This window comes from Pseudomonas sp. LBUM1661, assembly GCF_059695925.1.
The window spans coordinates 5,261,165-5,280,870 of the sequence record NZ_CP166794.1 but is presented as its reverse complement, the minus strand read 5'-3'; the positions used below and the strand labels follow the sequence as shown (position 1 = coordinate 5,280,870).

Annotated in this window: 20 protein-coding genes; 10 read left to right on the top strand and 10 right to left on the bottom strand. The window is 61.0% G+C overall.

The window, feature by feature from the left end; all coding sequences use genetic code 11:
- Positions 1–56: 56 nt before the first annotated feature.
- Together ACA057_RS24180 and ACA057_RS24175 are read left to right on the top strand one after the other, a co-directional pair.
- Positions 57–734, top strand: a complete 678-nt coding sequence (locus ACA057_RS24180) for a response regulator (RefSeq protein ID WP_497342964.1) — start codon at positions 57–59, stop codon at positions 732–734.
- Complete coding sequence (locus tag ACA057_RS24175; RefSeq protein WP_497342962.1) at positions 731–2,077, top strand: ATP-binding protein; 1,347 nt, start codon at positions 731–733, stop codon at positions 2,075–2,077. The genes ACA057_RS24180 and ACA057_RS24175 overlap by 4 nt, the downstream gene beginning before the upstream one ends.
- A gap of 162 nt (positions 2,078–2,239) precedes the next feature.
- Here the strand turns inward: ACA057_RS24175 and ACA057_RS24170 are convergent, their stop codons facing one another.
- Positions 2,240–3,238, bottom strand: coding sequence for an AraC family transcriptional regulator (locus tag ACA057_RS24170; protein ID WP_497342960.1), 999 nt, complete (start codon positions 3,236–3,238; stop codon positions 2,240–2,242).
- 338 nt (positions 3,239–3,576) lie between these two features.
- Here ACA057_RS24170 and ACA057_RS24165 point away from each other — a divergent pair, with 338 nt between their 5' ends.
- Both ACA057_RS24165 and ACA057_RS24160 read left to right on the top strand, forming a co-directional pair.
- Positions 3,577–4,911, top strand: coding sequence for a dicarboxylate/amino acid:cation symporter (locus ACA057_RS24165; RefSeq protein WP_497342958.1), 1,335 nt, complete (start codon positions 3,577–3,579; stop codon positions 4,909–4,911).
- A 144-nt stretch (positions 4,912–5,055) separates the two neighbouring features.
- Positions 5,056–6,237 (top strand): CaiB/BaiF CoA transferase family protein, encoded by a 1,182-nt coding sequence (locus ACA057_RS24160; RefSeq protein WP_497342956.1) that lies wholly within the window; start codon positions 5,056–5,058, stop codon positions 6,235–6,237.
- Between the two features lie 119 nt (positions 6,238–6,356).
- Here the strand turns inward: ACA057_RS24160 and ACA057_RS24155 are convergent, their stop codons facing one another.
- Positions 6,357–6,851: a SprT family zinc-dependent metalloprotease gene (locus ACA057_RS24155; protein WP_123509976.1), complete on the bottom strand. Its 495-nt coding sequence runs from the start codon at positions 6,849–6,851 to the stop codon at positions 6,357–6,359.
- Positions 6,852–6,997: 146 nt separating this feature from the next.
- Positions 6,998–7,600, bottom strand: a complete 603-nt coding sequence (locus ACA057_RS24150; protein WP_401363858.1) for a Yip1 family protein — start codon at positions 7,598–7,600, stop codon at positions 6,998–7,000.
- A 279-nt stretch (positions 7,601–7,879) separates the two neighbouring features.
- Between ACA057_RS24150 and ttcA the strand changes: the two genes are divergently transcribed.
- Positions 7,880–8,704 (top strand): tRNA 2-thiocytidine(32) synthetase TtcA, encoded by an 825-nt coding sequence (gene ttcA / locus ACA057_RS24145; protein WP_401363861.1) that lies wholly within the window; start codon positions 7,880–7,882, stop codon positions 8,702–8,704.
- Between the two features lie 131 nt (positions 8,705–8,835).
- Complete coding sequence (locus ACA057_RS24140; protein WP_497342953.1) at positions 8,836–9,510, top strand: DNA-3-methyladenine glycosylase I; 675 nt, start codon at positions 8,836–8,838, stop codon at positions 9,508–9,510.
- 98 nt (positions 9,511–9,608) lie between these two features.
- On the opposite strand, the gene ACA057_RS24135 is transcribed toward ACA057_RS24140, so the two are convergent.
- From ACA057_RS24135 to arsC, 3 genes are read right to left on the bottom strand one after another with little or no spacing between them, the layout of a single operon-like run.
- Complete coding sequence (locus tag ACA057_RS24135; protein WP_497342951.1) at positions 9,609–10,034, bottom strand: DUF2069 domain-containing protein; 426 nt, start codon at positions 10,032–10,034, stop codon at positions 9,609–9,611.
- A gap of 1 nt (position 10,035) precedes the next feature.
- Positions 10,036–10,632, bottom strand: coding sequence for an NAD(P)H:quinone oxidoreductase (gene wrbA, locus ACA057_RS24130; protein WP_497342949.1), 597 nt, complete (start codon positions 10,630–10,632; stop codon positions 10,036–10,038).
- Entirely contained in the window at positions 10,629–10,982 is a 354-nt protein-coding gene (arsC, locus tag ACA057_RS24125; RefSeq protein ID WP_497342947.1) for an arsenate reductase (glutaredoxin), read from the bottom strand. The genes wrbA and arsC overlap by 4 nt, the downstream gene beginning before the upstream one ends.
- 114 nt (positions 10,983–11,096) lie before the next feature.
- On the opposite strand from arsC, the gene ACA057_RS24120 reads away from it, so the two are divergent.
- Entirely contained in the window at positions 11,097–11,564 is a 468-nt protein-coding gene (locus ACA057_RS24120) for a TlpA disulfide reductase family protein (protein ID WP_497342945.1), read from the top strand.
- A 90-nt stretch (positions 11,565–11,654) separates the two neighbouring features.
- Here ACA057_RS24120 and ACA057_RS24115 read toward each other — a convergent pair whose 3' ends face one another.
- Together ACA057_RS24115 and ACA057_RS24110 are read right to left on the bottom strand one after the other, a co-directional pair.
- On the bottom strand, positions 11,655–12,059 hold the full coding sequence (locus ACA057_RS24115; protein ID WP_497342943.1) for an META domain-containing protein: 405 nt from the start codon (positions 12,057–12,059) through the stop codon (positions 11,655–11,657).
- The gene (locus ACA057_RS24110) at positions 12,059–12,493 is read right to left on the bottom strand and encodes a hypothetical protein (protein ID WP_497342941.1); all 435 of its coding nucleotides are present in this window, start codon (positions 12,491–12,493) and stop codon (positions 12,059–12,061) included. The genes ACA057_RS24115 and ACA057_RS24110 overlap by 1 nt, the downstream gene beginning before the upstream one ends.
- Before the next feature lie 134 nt (positions 12,494–12,627).
- Here ACA057_RS24110 and ACA057_RS24105 point away from each other — a divergent pair, with 134 nt between their 5' ends.
- On the top strand, positions 12,628–13,029 hold the full coding sequence (locus ACA057_RS24105) for a hypothetical protein (protein ID WP_497342939.1): 402 nt from the start codon (positions 12,628–12,630) through the stop codon (positions 13,027–13,029).
- Positions 13,030–13,034: 5 nt separating this feature from the next.
- Here the strand turns inward: ACA057_RS24105 and ACA057_RS24100 are convergent, their stop codons facing one another.
- Positions 13,035–14,024, bottom strand: a complete 990-nt coding sequence (locus tag ACA057_RS24100) for a 2-hydroxyacid dehydrogenase (RefSeq protein WP_497342937.1) — start codon at positions 14,022–14,024, stop codon at positions 13,035–13,037.
- A 211-nt stretch (positions 14,025–14,235) separates the two neighbouring features.
- Positions 14,236–16,989 (bottom strand): response regulator, encoded by a 2,754-nt coding sequence (locus tag ACA057_RS24095; RefSeq protein ID WP_497342935.1) that lies wholly within the window; start codon positions 16,987–16,989, stop codon positions 14,236–14,238.
- A 214-nt stretch (positions 16,990–17,203) separates the two neighbouring features.
- Here ACA057_RS24095 and ACA057_RS24090 point away from each other — a divergent pair, with 214 nt between their 5' ends.
- Together ACA057_RS24090 and ACA057_RS24085 are read left to right on the top strand one after the other, a co-directional pair.
- On the top strand, positions 17,204–17,932 hold the full coding sequence (locus tag ACA057_RS24090) for a response regulator transcription factor (protein WP_497342933.1): 729 nt from the start codon (positions 17,204–17,206) through the stop codon (positions 17,930–17,932).
- Positions 17,919–19,343 (top strand): histidine kinase sensor domain-containing protein, encoded by a 1,425-nt coding sequence (locus ACA057_RS24085; RefSeq protein ID WP_497342931.1) that lies wholly within the window; start codon positions 17,919–17,921, stop codon positions 19,341–19,343. The genes ACA057_RS24090 and ACA057_RS24085 overlap by 14 nt, the downstream gene beginning before the upstream one ends.
- Positions 19,344–19,706 lie beyond the last annotated feature (363 nt).

The window sequence follows — 19,706 nt, the reverse complement described above, 5'->3', positions numbered from 1 at the left end:
AGCCATTTGGACAAGTGTGTGCTGCTGGAGATCATGATTTTGCCCTGGAGAGCGTTATGAAGCTGCTGGTCGTCGAAGATGAAGCGCTGTTGCGCCATCACCTGCAAACCCGCCTGACGGACAGCGGCCACGTGGTCGAGTCCGTGGCCAACGCCGAAGAGGCGTTGTACCAGACCGAGCAGTACAACCATGACCTGGCGGTGATCGACCTCGGTTTGCCGGGGATGGGCGGGCTCGACCTGATCCGTCAGCTGCGCGCGCGGGGCAAGACCTTTCCGATCCTGATCCTCACCGCGCGCGGCAACTGGCAGGACAAGGTCGAAGGCCTCGCCGCCGGTGCCGACGACTACGTGGTCAAGCCGTTCCAGTTCGAAGAGCTGGACGCGCGGCTGAACGCGCTGCTGCGACGCTCCAGTGGTTTCACCCAGTCGACGATAGTCGCCGGGCCGCTATTGCTGGATCTCAATCGCAAACAGGCATCGCTCGATGAACAACCGCTGGCGCTGACCGCGTACGAGTACCGGATCCTCGAGTACCTGATGCGCCATCACCAGCAAGTGGTGGCCAAGGACCGTTTGATGGAACAGCTCTACCCGGACGATGACGAGCGCGATCCGAATGTGATCGAAGTGCTGGTCGGTCGCCTGCGCCGCAAACTCGAGGGTCAGAATGGTTTTAAACCGATCGACACCGTGCGCGGCCTCGGCTACCTGTTCAATGAGCGCTGCACTTGATTCGCTCGCTTCGCGTCCGGTTGATGCTCGCCGCCACGATCCTGGCGGTGTTGTTCATGCTGGCCTTGCTGCCAGCGATGCAGGGCGCGTTCAGCCTGGCGTTGCAGGATTCCATCGAGCAACGCCTGGCGTCGGACGTCACCACGCTGATCTCTGCCGCCCGGGTGGATGGCAACCGCTTGCAGATGCCGGCGCAATTGCCCGATGAGCGCTTCAACCTCACCGATAGCCGTTTGCTCGGCTACATCTACGACCGTGAAGGCCACCTGGTCTGGCGCTCGAAGGGCACCCAGGAAGAGCACATCAACTACAAGCCGCGTTACGACGGACGCGGCAACGAGTTCGCACGGATCAGCGAAGCCAACGGTCAGGAATTCTTCGTCTATGACGTCGAGGTCAAACTGCTGGGCGGCAAAAGCGCGGCGTTCAGCATCGTCGCGCTGCAACCGGTGCGTGAGTACGAAACCACCCTCGAAGGCCTGCGCGAAAATCTCTACCTGGGCTTCGGCGCCGCGTTGCTGGTGCTGCTCGCGTTGCTGTGGATCGGTCTGACCTGGGGCTTGCAGGCATTGCGCCGGCTGAGTCAGGAACTCGACGAGATCGAAAGCGGCACCCGCGAAAGCCTCAGCGAACAACACCCGCGCGAGCTGCTGCGCCTGACCGGTTCCCTCAACCGTTTGCTGCACAGCGAGCGTGAACAGCGCAGCCGTTACCGTGACTCCCTCGACGACCTGGCCCACAGCCTGAAAACCCCGCTGGCGGTGTTGCAGGGCGTCAGCGAGGACTTGGCCCAGCGCCCGGCGGATCGCGATCAGGCTTGGGTGCTGCAAACCCAGATCGAGCGCATGAGCCAACAGATCAGCTATCAATTGCAGCGCGCCAGCCTGCGCAAAAGCGGTCTGGTACGCCATCAGGTGCGCCTGCGCCCAGTGCTGCAAAGCCTGTGCGACACGCTGGACAAGGTCTACCGCGACAAGCGCGTGCGGGTCGCCTTCGATCTGCCTGAGCAGTGTTATGTGCCGATCGAGCAGGGCGCGTTGCTGGAGATGATGGGCAACTTGCTGGAAAACGCCTATCGCCTGTGCCTCGGCGAAGTGCGCATCAGCGTGCGCGAGAGCCTGAGCGGGATCGAGTTGTGCGTCGAGGACGATGGGCCCGGCGTACCACCGGACCAGCGTGCGCGGATTTTGCAGCGCGGGGAACGGCTGGACCGCCAGCATCCGGGGCAGGGGATTGGGTTGGCGGTGGTCAAGGACATTATCGAGAGCTACAGCGCCAAACTGACACTGGGGGATTCACCCATGGGCGGGGCGGCGTTCCGGATTCATTTTCCTGCGGTTTGAACCAGGGTTTTCTTGTGTTCTTTCGGGCCTCATCGCGAGCAGGCTCGCTCCCACATTGGATGTGCGGTGAACAGAAAATGTGTTGTCGACACAGATCAACTGTGGGAGCGAGCCTGCTCGCGATGAGGCCGGGTCATTCAACCCAAAACCTGAACAATGGCGTCAAAGCTCCTGCGCCCGATAAGCCCCAGGCGTCAACCCGGTCCACTTTTTGAACGCCCGGTGAAACGCCGAAGGCTCGGAAAACCCCAGCTGCTCGGCGATCTGTTGCAACGACAGGTCCGCGCGGCTCAGGTGATAAATCGCGATGTCGCGGCGTAACTGATCCTTCAACTCCTGAAAACTCGAACCCTCTTCACGCAGATGCCGGCGCAAGGTCTGCGGGCTGATGTGCAGGTGCGCGGCCACCGCTTCCAGGTCTGGCCAGCGTGAACTGTCGCGGCTGAGCAAACGCCGCAGCTGACTGCTCAAACTGTCGCCATCGTCCGGGCGCGACAACAGGTCGGCGGGGGAATGTTCGAGAAAATGCTTGAGCGTCCGTTCGTCCTGCAACAGCGGCATGTTCAGGTAGCGACTGTGAAACAGCAGGCTGCTGTGTGCCGTGGAAAACTCCATGGGGCAGGGAAACAGCAAATCGTATTCAGCGCCATGCTCAGGTTTCGGATAACTGAACGTCACTTGCTCCAGACGAATGCGCTGGCCAATCAGCCAACTGCCGAGTCGATGCCAGACCATCAACTGGCTTTCGGAGAGGAAATGGTCCGGGTCGTGGAAGGTCGAATCATCCAGGCTCAAGCGGACCATTTCGCCCTCGCGGGTCAGGGTTAGGCGCGGACCCTCGGGGAAAAGGCTATAAAACAATAAGCCGCGATGGAGTGCTTTCTCCAGCGTGCGGCAATGAATCACCGCGTGGCACATCATGGCGAAGGTGCCGGTTTTGCTCGGTGCAGGCCCGAAGCCAAGGTATTCGTCGTCGAGTGCCTGCCACAATCCCTGGATCAACCGAGTGAACTGTTCCGGCGCAATACGCGCACGTGGCTCGTCAAGCAACTCGGGGCTGATCCCCAATTGCTGCAGCAGGTTTGAACAGTCGTAACCCAGCCGACGCGCGCCGCCGAGTGCGGCACGGGCGAAATGACTGGCGATGGTGCGTTCTCTCATGCAAGGCAAGTCCGGCCATTGAGCGACGGATGGTAGCCGGGGAGCCTGGCGACTAACAAGGCGGATATCCGCCAAATTGCAGGATGCGATTTGGCGGATGGGCGGAAATCCGCCACTTGCTGTCGCCGCTCGGTGACGACAAAAAAGCTGTAACCCTTGATGTCAAAAGGCTCGCAGGCGATTTGGCGAAGGTGGCACGGGCCTTGCGATACAACGAGCAGATGCCTGCCGTTGCGCAGCTCGACAAAACAAATCCCTCCAGTGCAGGAGGGTTCGCAATCGAAGTGTTCAGGGCAACAGGTGGATGTTGTCACCGGGCACTCTTGAGGAACTTTGCAATGACGACTCGTCAGCCACTGTACAAATCCCTGTATTTTCAGGTGATCGTTGCTATCGCCATCGGCATCCTGCTCGGTCACTTCTACCCGCAGACCGGTGTGGCCCTCAAGCCGCTGGGTGACGGGTTCATCAAACTGATCAAAATGATCATTGCCCCGATCATCTTCTGCACCGTCGTCAGCGGTATCGCGGGCATGCAGAACATGAAGTCGGTCGGCAAGACTGGCGGTTACGCGCTGCTGTACTTCGAAATCGTTTCGACCATCGCGTTGCTGGTCGGTCTGGTGGTGGTCAACATCGTGCAGCCGGGTGCCGGCATGCACATCGACGTGACCACGCTGGATGCCTCCAAAGTCGCTCAGTATGTCGCAGCCGGTGCTGATCAAAGCGTCGTTGGCTTCCTGCTCAACGTGATCCCGTCGACCATCGTCGGTGCGTTCGCCACGGGCGATATCCTGCAAGTGCTGATGTTCTCGGTGATCTTCGGTTTCGCCCTGCATCGCCTGGGTGCCTACGGCAAGCCGATCCTCGACTTCATCGATCGCTTTGCCCACGTGATGTTCAACATCATCAACATGATCATGAAGCTCGCGCCAGTGGGTGCCTTCGGTGCCATGGCGTTCACCATCGGTGCCTACGGTGTCGGTTCGCTGGTGCAACTGGGCCAGCTGATGGCCTGCTTCTACATCACGTGCCTGCTGTTCATCCTGATCGTGCTGGGCGGTATCGCTCGCGCTCACGGTTTCAGCGTATTGAAAGTGATCCGTTACATCCGTGAAGAGCTGCTGATCGTGCTGGGTACTTCCTCCTCGGAGTCGGTACTGCCACGCATGCTGATCAAAATGGAGCGTCTGGGCGCGCAGAAATCTGTCGTTGGCCTGGTGATTCCGACCGGTTACTCGTTCAACCTCGACGGTACCGCGATCTACCTGACCATGGCGGCAGTGTTCATTGCTCAGGCAACCGACACCCACATGGACATCACTCACCAGATCACCCTGCTGGTGGTGTTGCTGCTGTCCTCGAAAGGCGCTGCTGGCGTGACCGGTAGCGGCTTCATCGTGCTGGCCGCCACCCTGTCCGCTGTCGGCCACCTGCCGGTTGCCGGTCTGGCGCTGATCCTCGGCATCGACCGCTTCATGTCCGAAGCCCGTGCCCTGACCAACCTGGTCGGCAACGCTGTGGCGACCCTGGTCGTGGCCAAGTGGGTCAAGGAGCTGGATGTAGACGTGATGCACGCCGAGCTGGCGTCTGGCGGTCGTGGTATCGCTGAGGAGCGTGCGGAAGACGACTTGGGCGTGGCCGAAGGCCCAACCCCGCAGAACGTCAAGTAAGCTTCGTTGTCATGAAAAACCCGCTTCGGCGGGTTTTTTAATGCCCGGGATTTGAGCGCAACGGTCAGCGCATCTGGTGCATAAGGTGATTGCCGCAAGGCCAATGCCTGCCTAGGCTGGGGACATCGATTAAGGAGAACGCTCATGCTCGGTCCACTGGCATCACTCAAGGTTCTGGATTTCTCGACATTGCTGCCGGGGCCGTTCGCCTCGTTGTTGCTGGCGGACATGGGGGCCGAGGTGCTGCGCATCGAATCGCCCAGCCGCATGGACCTGCTGCGGGTGCTGCCGCCGCACGACCGGGGCGTCTCCGCCAGCCATGCCTACCTCAATCGCAACAAACGCAGCCTGGCCCTGGACCTCAAGCAACCGGCGGCCCTGGACGTGGTCAAGCAACTGCTCAAGGACTACGACATCGTGCTGGAGCAATTCCGTCCCGGCGTGATGGAGCGACTGGGCCTGGGTTATGAAGCGTTGAAGGCGATCAATCCGAAACTGATCTATGTGTCGATCACCGGTTACGGCCAGACCGGCCCGTACAAGGACCGCGCCGGTCACGACATCAATTACCTGGCGCTGGCAGGACTGTCGAGTTACACCGGCCGCGCCGACAGCGGGCCGTTGCCGTTGGGCATGCAGGTGGCGGATATCGCCGGTGGTTCGTTGCACGGGGTGATCGGCCTGTTGGCGGCGGTCATCGCCCGACAGCAGACCGGGCAGGGGCAACATCTGGACGTGAGCATGACCGACTGCGCCTTTAGCCTGAACGCAATGGCCGGTGCCGGGTACCTGGCGTGTGGCGAGGAGCCGGGCCGGGAGGAACAGATGCTCAATGGCGGCAGTTTCTACGACTACTACCGTTCGCGGGACGGGCGTTGGTTGTCGGTGGGCAGTCTGGAGCCGGTATTCATGCAACAACTGTGTACGGCGCTGGGACGTCCGGAACTGGCGGCCAAGGGCCTCTCACCGAAACCCGCCGAGCAACAGGCGCTGAAGAATGAGTTGAAGGCTGAATTCGAGAAGCATGACTTTACTGACCTGTGCGAGCTGTTTGCCGGGGTCGATGCGTGCGTGGAGCCGGTGTTGAGTGTGAGCGAAGCGGTGCGGCATCCGCAGCTACGGGCGCGGGAGCTGGTGACCGAAGTCCCGCGGGGGGATGGGACGCATCAGGCACAGATGGCGTGTCCGTTGAAGTTTTCAGACGGGTTGCCTGAGCCTAAACACATGGGTGCGGCGCTGGGGCAGCACACGGATCAGGTGTTGGGGGAGTTGGGGTTGAGTGTTGAGCGAATTGATGAGCTGCGGCGTGCTAAGGTGATTCTTTAGCGTCTGTCAGGCCTCATCGCCAGCAGGCTGGCTCCCACAATGGATCTATGGCGGACGGATGATCCCCTGTGGGAGCCAGCCTGCTGGCGATGAGGCCTGCGCTGGCACCAAAAAAACCACTACTCGACCCGCATCTCCCCACTAAACACCAATGTACTGCGACACCGTCGGCACAAATACCGCCGTCCCTGCCGCACCAGGCTATGGCGCTGGGCCGAGAACGGGAAATCGCTGTCGGCACACGGGCATTTGTAGATGTAGCGGGTCACGCTGCGACGCTTGACGTCGTAGGTGTGGCAACGATTGGGCGGCAGTTCGTACACGCCGCGCATGATCAGTTGCCACTCTTCACCGTGGGGCTGGATACGATCGCCAAACAGTTGATGGGCGATCAGGTGCGCGACCTCGTGGGCCACGGTTTGCTTGAGGAAGTCCTCGGCGTTTTCCCGGTACAGCTGCGGGTTGAAGCGCAACAGGTTCTCGTGCAAATGCGCGACACCGGCTTTTTGCCCGCGCAGCTTGAGGCTCACCACGGGGCGTTTGAAAGGTCGTTTGAAAAAGGATTCAGCTTGTTGGAAACAGTCTTCGACGCGGGTATTGAGTTGCTCGGGCATGCTTGATGGATCTCCAGAGACGTCGAGTATGCCGCAACCCTCGGGACTTGCGAATCGCCTGGGCGCCGAATGGTCGTCGCCCTTGCATTAGAAGGCCGCCTTGCGGCGGCCTGTGTTGGCAGATCTAGTTTTTGGGTGGAGTGTTGCTAATTAGTGTAGACCGGCCCCACGCCGAGTCCCCAGACAATGACCGTGAACGCCATGATGGCGACCAGCACCACCAAACCTACGGCCAGTACCGAACTTGAAAACAGGAATCCCTCGTCAGATGGAATGTTCATGAACGTCGGTAGCCCCACGTACAACAGGTAGACCGTGTAGCAAATGGCTGCGGTGCCGACGATCATTCCGAGCCACATATGGGGGTACAGCGCCGCCAGACCGCCAATGAACAGCGGAGTCGCGGTGTAGGTCGCAAAGGCTACGCAGCGTGCCAGACTCGGGTTAGCGTCATAAGTGCGGGCCATCCAGTGGATGAACGCGCCCATGACGGCAACACCGCCGAGCATCGCCAGGTACGACATGATCGTCATCCATAGCGCACTTTCCTGGGTCAGCATCACCGGCGCTCGATTGCCGATGACCCAGCCGACCTGCGTGGTGCCGATAAACGCCGACACTGCGGGGATCGCCGCCAGAATCAGAGTGTGTGTGAGGTACATGTGGCTGATGCTTTCCTCCTGGTCGCCACGGATTTCTCGCCATTCTTGATCAGGGTGGGTGAAGAGCCCCACTACGTGATGGATCATGCCAGTCACTCCTCTTGTTTTTACCGTCGCCCCCCAGTGGAGCGCCTACAGGCCAAATTGGCCAAGTAAGGAAAGGTCTGGATCTGTGTGTGACCTTATGTCGCAGTATAGAAAGGTCTGAACGACGCAGGTTGCAGCGCTTTAGAGCAAATCGCGCTGTAAACCCTTCTGTTAATCGCCGCAGGGTCTGTCATCCATGATCCGGTGTGGAGCACTTCGCCCACGAAGCGTTTTTGCGTAAAATGCCGGCCTTTCGTCACACCTCACGGATTTCGCGTCATGGGCACTCTTACGGTCAACCAGAACAAACTGCAAAAGCGTCTGCGCCGCCAGGCCGGCGAGGCTGTTGCCGATTTCAACATGATTGAAGACGGCGACAAGGTCATGGTCTGCCTGTCCGGTGGCAAAGACAGCTACACGATGCTCGATGTGCTGATGCATTTGCAGAAGGTTGCCCCGATCAAGTTCGAGATCGTGGCCGTGAACATGGACCAGAAGCAGCCCGGTTTCCCCGAAGAGGTGCTGCCGGCCTATCTGAAAACCCTGGGCATCGAGTACCACATCGTCGAGAAAGACACCTATTCGGTGGTCAAGGAGCTGATTCCGGAGGGCAAAACCACGTGTTCACTGTGCTCGCGCTTGCGTCGCGGCACGCTCTACACCTTTGCCGACGAAATCGGCGCGACCAAGATGGCCCTCGGTCATCACCGCGACGACATCGTCGAGACGTTCTTCCTGAACATGTTCTTCAACGGTTCGCTCAAGGCCATGCCGCCGAAGCTACGCGCCGACGATGGCCGCAACGTGGTGATCCGCCCGCTGGCCTACTGCAACGAAAAAGACATCCAGGCCTACTCGGACTTCAAGCAATTCCCGATCATCCCGTGCAACCTCTGTGGTTCGCAGGAAAACCTGCAACGCCAGGTGGTCAAGGACATGCTGCAGGACTGGGAACGCAAAACCCCTGGGCGCACCGAGAGCATTTTCCGCAGCTTGCAGAATGTCATCCCGTCGCAGCTGGCGGACCGTAACCTGTTCGACTTCACCAATCTGCGTATCGACGAAACCGCCGCGTCGCGGTTCGTCAATATCGTCAATCTCTAAACACAATCACTGTGGGAGCCAGCCTGCTGGCGATGGCGGTGGGTCAGACACATCATTGTTGACTGACCCGCCGCCATCGCCAGCAGGCTGGCTCCCACATGGGTCTATTCACTGACTCCTCAGGAGAGGGCATGCGCGATTACAAGTGGCTGCACGAATACTGTCTGAACCGCTTCGGTTCGGCGGCTGAACTGGAAGCCCATCTGCCCGTTCCCAAGACTGCGGCGCAACTGCGCAAGATCGGCGACGATCGCTACCTCTCGACCATGGCCCTGCGGGTATTTCGCGCAGGGCTCAAGCACAGCCTGGTGGATGCCAAGTGGCCGTCGTTCGAAGAGGTGTTTTTCAAGTTCGACCCGGAAAAAGTCGTGTTGATGAGTGCCGAACACCTTGAGCGCCTGATGCAGGACGCACGGATCATCCGCCACCTGGGCAAGCTCAAGAGCGTGCCGCGCAATGCGCAGTTCGTGCTGGACGTCGCCCATGAGAAGGGCAGCTTCGGTGCGCTGATCGCCGACTGGCCGGTGACCGACATCGTCGGGTTGTGGACCTACCTGAAAAAGCGCGGCCATCAATTGGGTGGACTGTCAGCGCCGCGCTTCTTGCGCATGGTCGGCAAGGACACGTTTGTGCCGAGCTATGACGTGGTGGCGGGGTTGAATGCACAGAAGATTGTCGACAAGGTGCCGACCAGCCAGAGGGATTTGGCGTTGGTACAGGATGTGTTCAACCAGTGGCATGAACAGAGTGGCGGGCGGCCGATGAGCCAGATTTCGATGATGCTGGCTTACACCGTCAACCATTAAGACCGCGTCGCCCCAATCGCCAGCAGACTGGCTCCCATAAGGACTCTGTGTCGTTCACAAATCCCTGTGGGAGCCAGCCTGCTGGCGATGGCGGTTTATCAGGCGGCGCTGACGTCGCCTTCACCCGCCAACTTGCGATTCAACTGAAACCGCCACCGCACATACAGCAACGCCGAACAAAACACCGCCAGGCTTGCGCCCATCTCCAGCAAACCGAACAGCTGCCGGTTCGGGTCATACGCGGCCAACGCGCCCTTGATGAAATACAGGTTCACCACAAAACACATCCACGAATGCCCGCGTGCGCTGCCGACAATCATCCCCGGCGCCAGCAACAGCAGCGGCACCAATTCGATCAGCAGAATCACCCACGGCCGCGCGCCATGCAGGTCGGCGACCAGCAGATAGTAGGCGCAGAGCAGCCCCACCAGGCCCAAAAAACAGATCAGGCTGATGGCGCGCATCGCCCGTACCCGAGGCTCCAGCCATTCGATGGAGGGCAGAATCTTTGGCTTCTTGGCCACCTTAGCTCTCCAGTTTCAGCGCAGTTTTCGCCAGGCGCAGGCCCAACGCGCGGCACAGCGCCACTTCATGGGCGTCCAGTCCGCTTTTGCCATCGGCACCGGCGTGGTGGCTGGCGCCGTACGGTGTACCGCCGCCCTGGGTTTCCAGCAACGCCGACTCGCTGTACGGCAGGCCGGTGATCAGCATGCCGTGGTGCAGCAACGGCAGCATCATCGACAGCAGCGTGGTTTCCTGGCCGCCATGCAGGCTGGCGGTGGAGGTGAACACGCCAGCCGGTTTGCCGACGAGGGCGCCGGTCAGCCACAGGTTGCTGGTGCCATCGAGAAAGTACTTGAGCGGCGCCGCCATGTTGCCGAAACGGGTCGGGCTGCCCATGGCCAGGCCTGCGCAGTTCTTCAGGTCGTCGAGGCTGGCGTACAGCGCACCTTCGTCCGGAATGTCCGGGGACACGGCTTCGCATTCGGTCGAGATCGCCGGCACCGTGCGCAACCGGGCTTCCAGGCCGGCCTGCTCGACGCCACGGGCAATCTGCCGGGCCATTTCATTGGTCGAGCCGCTGCGGCTGTAATACAGAACCAGAATGTACGGTGCGCTCACGGCAGCAACTCCAGGATGTGCTCCGGCGGACGGCCGATGATGGCTTTGTCGCCGACTTCAAGAATCGGTCGCTCCATGAGTTTCGGGTGCGCCGCGATGGCCGCGATCAATTGCGCCTCGCTCAGGCTGCTGTCGGCCAGGTTGAGGGTTTTGTACTCATCCTCGCCGGTGCGCAGCAGTTGCCGGGCGCTGAGCCCGAGTTTGTTCAGCAGACTCTTGATTTGCGCGGCGTCCAGCGGGGTTTCCAGGTAACGGACCACGGTCGGGGTCAGGCCACGGGCTTCAAGCAGTTCGAGCGCACCGCGGGATTTCGAGCAGCGCGGGTTGTGATAAAGCGTCAGATCGGTCATGTGCGGGTCGCATCTTGCGTAAGGTGGCGGCTATTCTAACTGTGCGGCGCGTATTCCAGAACCTTGGGAGGCAATGGGTCGCGGCAGTATTCTTTTTTTGACAAGGATCACGACATGACAAGACGACTGGCAGCGGCATTGGCGATCATGGGCGCGTTGATGCTGGGGGGCTGCGGTAACTACTATGGCATCGACCAGAACGGCCACAAAGTCGCCGCCGAGCGTCTGGACAAACAATGGCTGGTGCTCAACTACTGGGCCGAATGGTGCGGCCCGTGCCGTACCGAAATCCCGGAACTGAACGCCCTGGCCGAGCAACTCAAGGACAAGAAGATCGGTGTGTTCGGGGTCAACTTCGACAATGTGCAGGGTGAAGAGCTGAAGAGCGCCAGCGAGAAACTGGGGATCAAGTTCACCGTGCTGGCGCAGGATCCGGCGGAGCTGTTCGAATTGCCACGCAGTGAGGCGCTGCCGGTGACCTACATCATCGACAACAAGGGCAAAGTGCGTGAACAACTGATGGGCGAGCAGACGGCGGCGGGGGTGATGGCCAAGCTTGAGGCGTTGCAGGCTAAAAACTGAGCTACTTAACCAAACCGCAACGCGATCCATGTAGCAGCAGGCTGCGCCAGCTGCTACAAATGCAGCGCCACACCGATCAGGATTTGTGGATCAACCCTCTTCAAGCCACCAACGCAGCGGCTTGCCTTCGGCCGGCCAGAAGCGCATCTGGTCGATCGGCGACACGTCCCAGCGCTGCACGTTTTCAAGGGCCTGGAGGAAACGCTTTTCCTGTTCCATCAGTGCCGGCGCGCAGAGTTTGCGGGTGCTGCCCACCTTGCCGAAACTCAGCTTGTCGCCTTCCAGGGTGTACGGCGCGAACCAGTGGTTGCAGCCGCCGTTGCCGTAGGCCCGACCGTCTTCACCGAGGGTGATGGTCAGGTGGCTGTAGTCCATCAACGGACGTTCGCCGATCCACTCCAGAATGTAGCTGCGGTTCTGTTGCAATTGCACCGGCTCGGCGGCGCAGCCCAGCAGGCTGGCGCCGACCATCGCGGTCAGAGCGAGGCGTTTCATCACGCGGGCTCCTGGCATGTCGGGCACAGGTGTTTCTCGCCAACGGTGGTCCAGCCCAACTCGCTGATCCGTGCCGTGGCCGCAGGCTTTTCAGCCTTGTTACCCAGCTTGGCGTCGACCGCGAACTCGAAGCTCAACTCTTTGGCACAGCTGTCGCAATTGACCTTCCAGGTGTGGATCGCCAATTCGCCGAACACCGGACCACTGGCCACCGCGACCCATTGACCGGGCGGGTTGATCAGGTGGCGAACGGTGTCGACAGACAGGCGCATGGACAAGTCCTTGCTGCCTTTTAGGGTCACTATCAACACGTCGTTGTTACGAATCGAGCCGCCGTTGCCGGTGACTTGATAACGCCCCGGCACAAGGGCGCGGCATTCGGTGAGGGTGTGCTGCGGGTTCATCAGGCTATAGCGGAAATCGTGTTCGACCATGGGTCCTCCAAATATGCGCGGCATGCTAGCACGGACATCGGCGCAGTATGGCGCGGGCATGTGACCTTCGATCTGGTTCAAATTACCTGCCGACTCATGGCACACTGCCGCTTTTGCAGTGCTAAGGAACGGACATGGCGTTGATCGAATGTTATGAGTGCAAGCAAAGCATCAGTTCTGTGGCGCCTGTTTGCATTCATTGCGGTGCACCTGGGGGGACGGTGCAAACGGCCGCTTCGACGCCGATGCGTCAGGAGGCGCCGCTTTCTTTCGGGCGTTTGCCAGCGGATGAGAAAGTCGCCAGGGTCACCCCCGCAGCGTTCGGGCGCAGACGTAAAGCCGAAGTCGCCGCCGAGCTCCCCGCGCCGGCAATGGCCCCTGCCGGGTCGCGACCGGTAGAACTCTGGCTGAAGTTCATGATTTTTCTGCTGCCGCCGTTTTTTGTCTGGTTCTTGTTGCGTCGCGGACATTCCCTCGGCCAGCGCTTGATGGGGTTCGGCTGGCTGGCACTGATGATCCTGTTGTCCAAGGCCTGAGGACGTCAGCCCTCGACCCGATTAAGCGGCGCACCGGCGGCCCAGGCTGCGATGTTTTGCAGGGTCGTCGTGGCAATCGCACTCAAGGCTTCGCGGGTCAGGAAAGCCTGGTGCGCGGTGATGATCACGTTAGGAAAGGTCAGTAATCGCGCCAGCACATCGTCCTGCAGTGGCAGGTCGGAGCGGTCTTCGAAAAACAGCTGCGCCTCTTCTTCATACACATCCAGCCCCAAATACCCCAGTTGGCCGTCCTTCAATGCGTCGATCAGCGCAGGCGTGTCCACCAGACCGCCACGCCCGGTGTTGATCAACATCGCGCCGGGTTGCAGGTGTGCCAATGACTCGCGGTTGATCAAGTGTTTGCTCTGCTCGTTGAGCGGGCAGTGCAGGCTGATGATCTGCGACTCGGCCAACAGCTCCGGCAAACTCAGGTAACGCGCGCCGAGGGCTTCGACCTGTGGGTTGGGGTAGGGGTCGTAGGCCAGCAACTGGCAGCCAAAACCGTTCATGATTTTCGCGAAGGTCGCGCCGATCTGCCCGGTGCCGACCACACCGACCGTCTTGCCCACCAGGTCGAAGCCGGTCAGCCCGTGCAGGCTGAAATCCCCTTCGCGGGTGCGGTTGTAGGCGCGGTGCAAGCGCCGGTTGAGCGCCAGGATCAGCGCCACCGCGTGTTCGGCCACCGCATGCGGCGAATAGGCCGGGACCCGCACCATGGCCAGCCCCAAACGTTTCGCGACCGCCAGGTCGACATGGTTGTAACCCGCCGAACGCAGGGCGATCAGGCGCGTGCCGCCCGCCGCCAATTGTTCGAGCACCGGGGCGCTGAGGTCGTCATTGATGAAGGCGCACACCACCTCGTGGTGCTCCGCCAGCGCGACCGTGTCGAGGCTCAGTCGGGCCGATTGAAACTGCAGTTCGATGCCGGCCGGTAGCTCGGCACCCAGGAAACTGTCGCGGTCGTAGGTCTGGCTGCTGAAAAGAATCGTGCGCATGGCGTCCTCCTGGAAAATTCTCGCTTTCACGCTATCTCGCTTTTGTAGCAGCTGGCGAAGCCTGCGTTCGGCGGCGCAGCCGTCGTGAATCCTGCCTATACGGTGTAGCTGGAAGACCGCAGTGCCTGATTTTACGACGGCTGCGCCGCCGAACGCAGCCTTCGGCAGCTGCTACATTAGTCCCAATTGCGGCCGTTATTATTGCTCGGTATCAAGCGTTGATACGCGCCTGGGCGGCCAGGCGATTGATTGCCCGGTCGAGCTCGTCGAGTGCGCCGTAGGCTTTGGCGTCCTGCTGCTTGAGCAGGGTTTCACTGCGCTGGCAGGCGGCGCGCAGTTGCGGGACGCCGCAATAGCGGGTTGCACCGTGCAGGCGATGGACGCGTTCGATCAGGGCATTCTGGTCATTGCTTTCGCGCGCCGAGCGAATCGCCTCGCGGTCGGCTTCAAGCGAGGCCAGCAGCATCGCCAGCATGTCCGCCGCCAGATCGGCCTTGCCAGCGGCCAGGCGCAAACCTTCTTCATGATCGAGCACCTGCAACTCATGCCCGCTGCCGTGACCGTCGCTGGAACGCTCCGGCCCATGATTGCGCAGCGCCAGGCCGGTCCACTTCAACACCACCTGCGCCAGTTGCCGCTCGCTGATCGGTTTGGTCAGGTAGTCGTCCATGCCGCTTTGCAGCAAGGCGCGTTTTTCGTTGGCCATGGCGTGGGCAGTGAGAGCGACGATCGGCAGTGGCGTGCAATGCCGCTCGCTTTCCCACTGGCGGATCGTTTCGGTGCTTTGGCGCCCGTCCATGCCGGGCATCTGCACGTCCATCAACACCAGATCGAACGTCTCGTTCTGCACCGCTTTGACCGCGGCATAACCACTTTCCACCGCAAGCACCTTGGCGCCCATGTCTTCAAGCAGGGTTTGTACCAGCAGCAGGTTGGCCGGGTTGTCGTCGACGCACAGGACCTTCGGCGCACGGCTGGACACCGGCTCGCCGGGGTCGCTGCGCTGCTGGCGCGGGTTGACCAGATCGGACAACGCCCGCCGCAATTTGCGCGTACATGCGGGTTTGGCCTGGAGCTGGCTGTGCGGGTTGGGCACCGAGAGGTGGAACAGCGTCTGTTCGGTGGTCGGGCACAACACCAGCACCTTGCAGCCCAAGTGTTCGAGGTCCCAGATGTGTTGGTTGAGGCGCTCCGGCGGCATGTCGTTGCTGGTGATGCCGAGCACGGCGAGGTCGATCGCCTGATCGGTTTGATGGGCGCCGGTCACGCCATTGGTCAGGCTTTCCAGGGTATTGAACGGCGTGACGTCGAGGCCGCAATCTTCCAGTTGATGCTGCAATGCCTGACGCGCCAGTTCGTGGTTTTCCAGCACCGCCACCCGGCGCCCGAGCAGCGGCGGCCCCGGCAAGTCTTCGGCGTCGTCACGGGTTTTGGGAAGGCTCAGGCTGATCCAGAATTCCGAGCCTTCGCCCGGCGTGCTGTCGACGCCGATCTCGCCACCCATCTGTTCGATCAAACGTTTGGAAATCACCAGCCCGAGGCCCGTGCCGCCGGGTTGGCGCGACAGCGAATTGTCGGCCTGGCTGAAAGCCTGGAACAGGGCGCGCACGTCCTGGCTCGACAGCCCGATGCCCGTGTCCTGAATGCTGATGCGCAGTTGCACGCTGTCTTCATGTTCTTCTTCAAGCATGGCCCGGGCGACGATGGTGCCCTCGCGAGTGAACTTGATGGCGTTGCTGACCAGGTTGGTGAGGATCTGCTTGAGCCGCAGCGGATCGCCCACCAGTGACAGCGGCGTGTCGCGATACACCAGGCTCACCAGCTCCAGCTGCTTGGCGTGGGCGGCCGGCGCGAGGATGGTCAGGGTGTCCTGCAGCAAGTCGCGCAGGTTGAACGGAATATGATCGAGCACCAGTTTGCCGGCCTCGATTTTCGAGAAGTCGAGAATCTCGTTGATGATGCCCAGCAGGCTGTCGGCGGATTTTTCGATGGTGCCCAGGTAATCGAGCTGACGCGGGGTCAGTTCGCTTTTTTGCAGCAGATGGGTAAAACCGAGAATGCCGTTGAGCGGGGTGCGGATTTCATGGCTCATGTTGGCCAGGAACTCGGATTTGATTCGGCTCGCCTCCAGGGCTTCCTTGCGGGCCAGGTCCAGCTCGATGTTCTGGATCTCGATGGTTTCCAGGTTCTGGCGCACATCTTCGGTGGCTTGGTCGACGCTGTGCTGCAGTTCTTCCTGAGCGTTCTGCAAGGTGCTGGCCATGCGGTTGATGCCGGACGCCAGTTCATCCAGTTCCTGACTGCCGAGGGGCGGCAGGCGGGTTTCCAGATGACCGTCCTTGAGTTGCGCCACCGCCAGCTTGATCTGATTGATCGGCCGATTGATGGTCCGGCCCATGCGCAACGCCAGCAGTGCAGCACCGGCCAGGCCCGCGCCGATCAGCAACAGGCTGGCGAACAGGCTGCGGTAACCGCGCAGCAGCATGCCGTTGTGGGACAGTTCGAGTTCGACCCAGCCCAGCAGGCGGTCGGCTTCATCGGGGATCAGGTCGCCGGCCAGGTTGCGGTGTTTGCCGAACACCGGCAGCAGGTAGCGAGTGGCGTCGTTGCCGCTGCGGCGCAGCATTTGCGAGCTGTCGCCGGTCGGGGCCTGATTGAGCATGGTCGGGCCGGCATGGGCCAGCAAGGTGCGGTCGGGGCCGAGGAAGGTCACGGCGCGCACGTCCGGTTCTTCGAGGTATTGGGTGGCGATGCGTTCCAGCAGTGGGGTGTTCTTGTGACCCATGGCCGGGGCCACCAGCGGCGCGAGTTGTTCGGCGATCATCTCGCCACGCTGCATGAGCTGGGCTTGCAGGTCGGACTGCTGCATCCAGGTGAAATAGCCGCCCAGGACCAGCGCCATCAGGGTGGTCGGCAACAGGGTCAGCAACAGCACGCGGCCTTTAATTCCCAGTTTCTTGAGCACGCATCTCTCCTGCATCCAGCCATTGAATAACCTGCACGTACGTCCGGCACGCACCTCCTGCGCAGTGTAGCGATTTGCAGGCGGGCAATCTTCGTAAAATTGATGTCGTCATTCGTCGCTCAGGCCGACGCTTTTGCAGCGTCGACAAAGCTTGGGTTGCTCCAGGCGAAGCAATCTTGAATAATCGCCAACTGAGAATTATTTGCAGATAGTCATGACTCCCATCGCTGTTGGCCATCCCCGCATCCTGTCCATCGAAGACGACCTCGTACTGGGGGCTTATGTACACGAGCATCTGGGCCGCAGCGGCTTTCAGGTGACCTGGTGCCAGAACGGTCAGGAAGGCCTGGCCATTGCCCGCGAGCAAGCGTTCGATGTGGTGCTGATGGATATTCTGCTGCCGGGCCTGGACGGGTTGAGCGTGTTGACTCAATTGCGCCAGAGCCATTCGACCCCGGTGGTGCTGATGTCGGCGCTCGGTGCCGAGGCGGACCGCATCAGTGGTTTTCGCCTGGGCGCCGATGATTACCTGCCCAAACCCTTCAGCATGGTTGAGTTGGGGGTGCGTATCGAAGCGATCCTGCGGCGCGTGGCGCTCGACCGCCGACCCGCACCTGCACCGGCAGCGATCGCCCCGTCGGCGGACAGCCTGCGTTTCGATGATGAACACGGCGATGTCTTTTATGCCGAGCACGCTGCCGGCCTGACCCGTAGTGAGTATCGACTGCTGGAAACGCTGAACCGCAACGGCGATGAAGTGCTGAGCAAGGCCTTCCTTTATCAGCATGTGTTGCAGCGGGGTTACGCTGCCCATGACCGCAGCCTGGACATGCACATCAGTCAGATCCGCCGCAAGCTCAAGGCCATCGGCTACACCGAGCGCGAAGTGCGCACGGTCTGGGGCAAGGGTTACGTCTTGAGTGCTGTCGATGAAGTGGTCTGATCTGCCGGGCCGGCATTCGCTGTTCTGGAAGCTGGCCTGCCTGTTGGTTGCGTTCTGCCTGCTGATGATCTGGCTAAGCTGGTCCTGGGGGCGCTACATGGAGGAGCGGAACCAGTTCCTGTCGGATGACGCCCGAAGCACCCTGACGCGCTACGCCGCCGAGGCCGAGCAGGCGTGGCAGCAGCAACAGCATGAGGGTGTCGATGCCTGGCTGCAAAGCATGCGTCAGCGTGAAACGGGCTGGGTGGGCGTCATTGGCGGTGATTTACAGTCGCTGAGCAGCCAGTCGCTGACAGACCCGGAAATCGAGCACCTGACCTTTCTGCGCGGCCTGGACTGGCCCATCCACCGCAAACGCCTGCCGTGGCTGCGGATACCGTTTCCCGGCGACGCATCCGTCGGCAGCCTGGTGATCGAGCTGCCCCAGCGATTCATGCCCGGGCGCTACCGAGTGTTCTGGCGCGTGATCACCAACGGGGTGATTCCCGGGATGTTCACGTTGCTGCTGTGCGTCGGGCTGTATCGGCTGCTGGTTGTCCCACTCAATAACCTGCGCGAGCAGGCCAATGCCTGGCGCGCCGACCAGTTGGGCGTACGCCTGTCTAGCCGCACCACCAACCGTTCCGATGAGTTGGGTGAGCTGGGCCGAGCCTTCGATCACATGTCCGAACGCCTGCAAAGCACGGTGGCGCTGCAACAACAATTGCTGCGCGACCTGTCCCACGAACTGCGCACACCCCTGAGTCGACTGCGGGTGGCCAGCGAAAGCGAGCAAGATCTGCTGCAGTTGCGCGAACGCATTGGCCGGGAAGTCGATGGCATGCAGCGACTGGTGGAGGACACGTTGCAACTGGCCTGGCTCGACACCGAGCGCGCGCCGTTGCCCGACGAGGCGATCCAGATTCAGGCCCTGTGGGAAATGCTCACGGAAAACGCCTGCTATGAAAGTGGCTGGCCAGTGACGCAGTTGCAATGCGGCGTGGACTCCTCCTGTTGGGTGCGCGGCAACCTCAACACCCTGGCCCAGGCCCTGGAAAATATCCTGCGCAATGCCATTCGTCATTCGCCGAGCGGTGGTGTTGTGCATCTCGGTGGACGGCGCGATGGCGACCACTGGCACCTGTGGCTGGAGGATCAGGGCGGCGGGGTGGCTGATGCCGATCTGGAGCGGATTTTTTGTCCGTTCATTCGTCTCGACGGTTCGCGACCGGGGGATGGTGGGTTTGGCTTGGGGTTGAGCATTGCCCGGAATGCGGTGCAGCGTCAGGGTGGAGGGCTTTGGGCTGAAAACACCGGGGAGGGGCTGCGGTTGAATATGCGGTTGTTGGCTGAGGTTGATGGCGTCAGTGATGACGCCTTCGCGGGCAAGCCCGCTCCCACAGTGGATCTGCTGCGAACACAGAACGTGTGACCGACAAAGATAAAATGTGGGAGCGGGCTTGCCCGCGAAGGGGCCCTAATTGCCACCGCCGCTCTGATTTCTCTGGGGCGAGGAGAAAGTCGCACCACTGGTGAGACAATTGCCTCGTGCTACTCACTCGGTAAAAGTGTCAGCAGTGCTGACACAAATTCAACCTGCTTTTGAGAGATTCCGCGATGCCTGTTTGGTCGAGTTTCCAGACCTGCCCGGTGGCAAAGTCGAAACCAATCTGTTGAGAGAAGAGAGTACTGAATTAGCCGCTTATTCCCATAAGCCATAAGCACCACACTTTGCGTGATATGGCCTGCGAAGGTTTGCCGGTATGATAGGCGCCCCCGCAGTCTGGATTGCGAA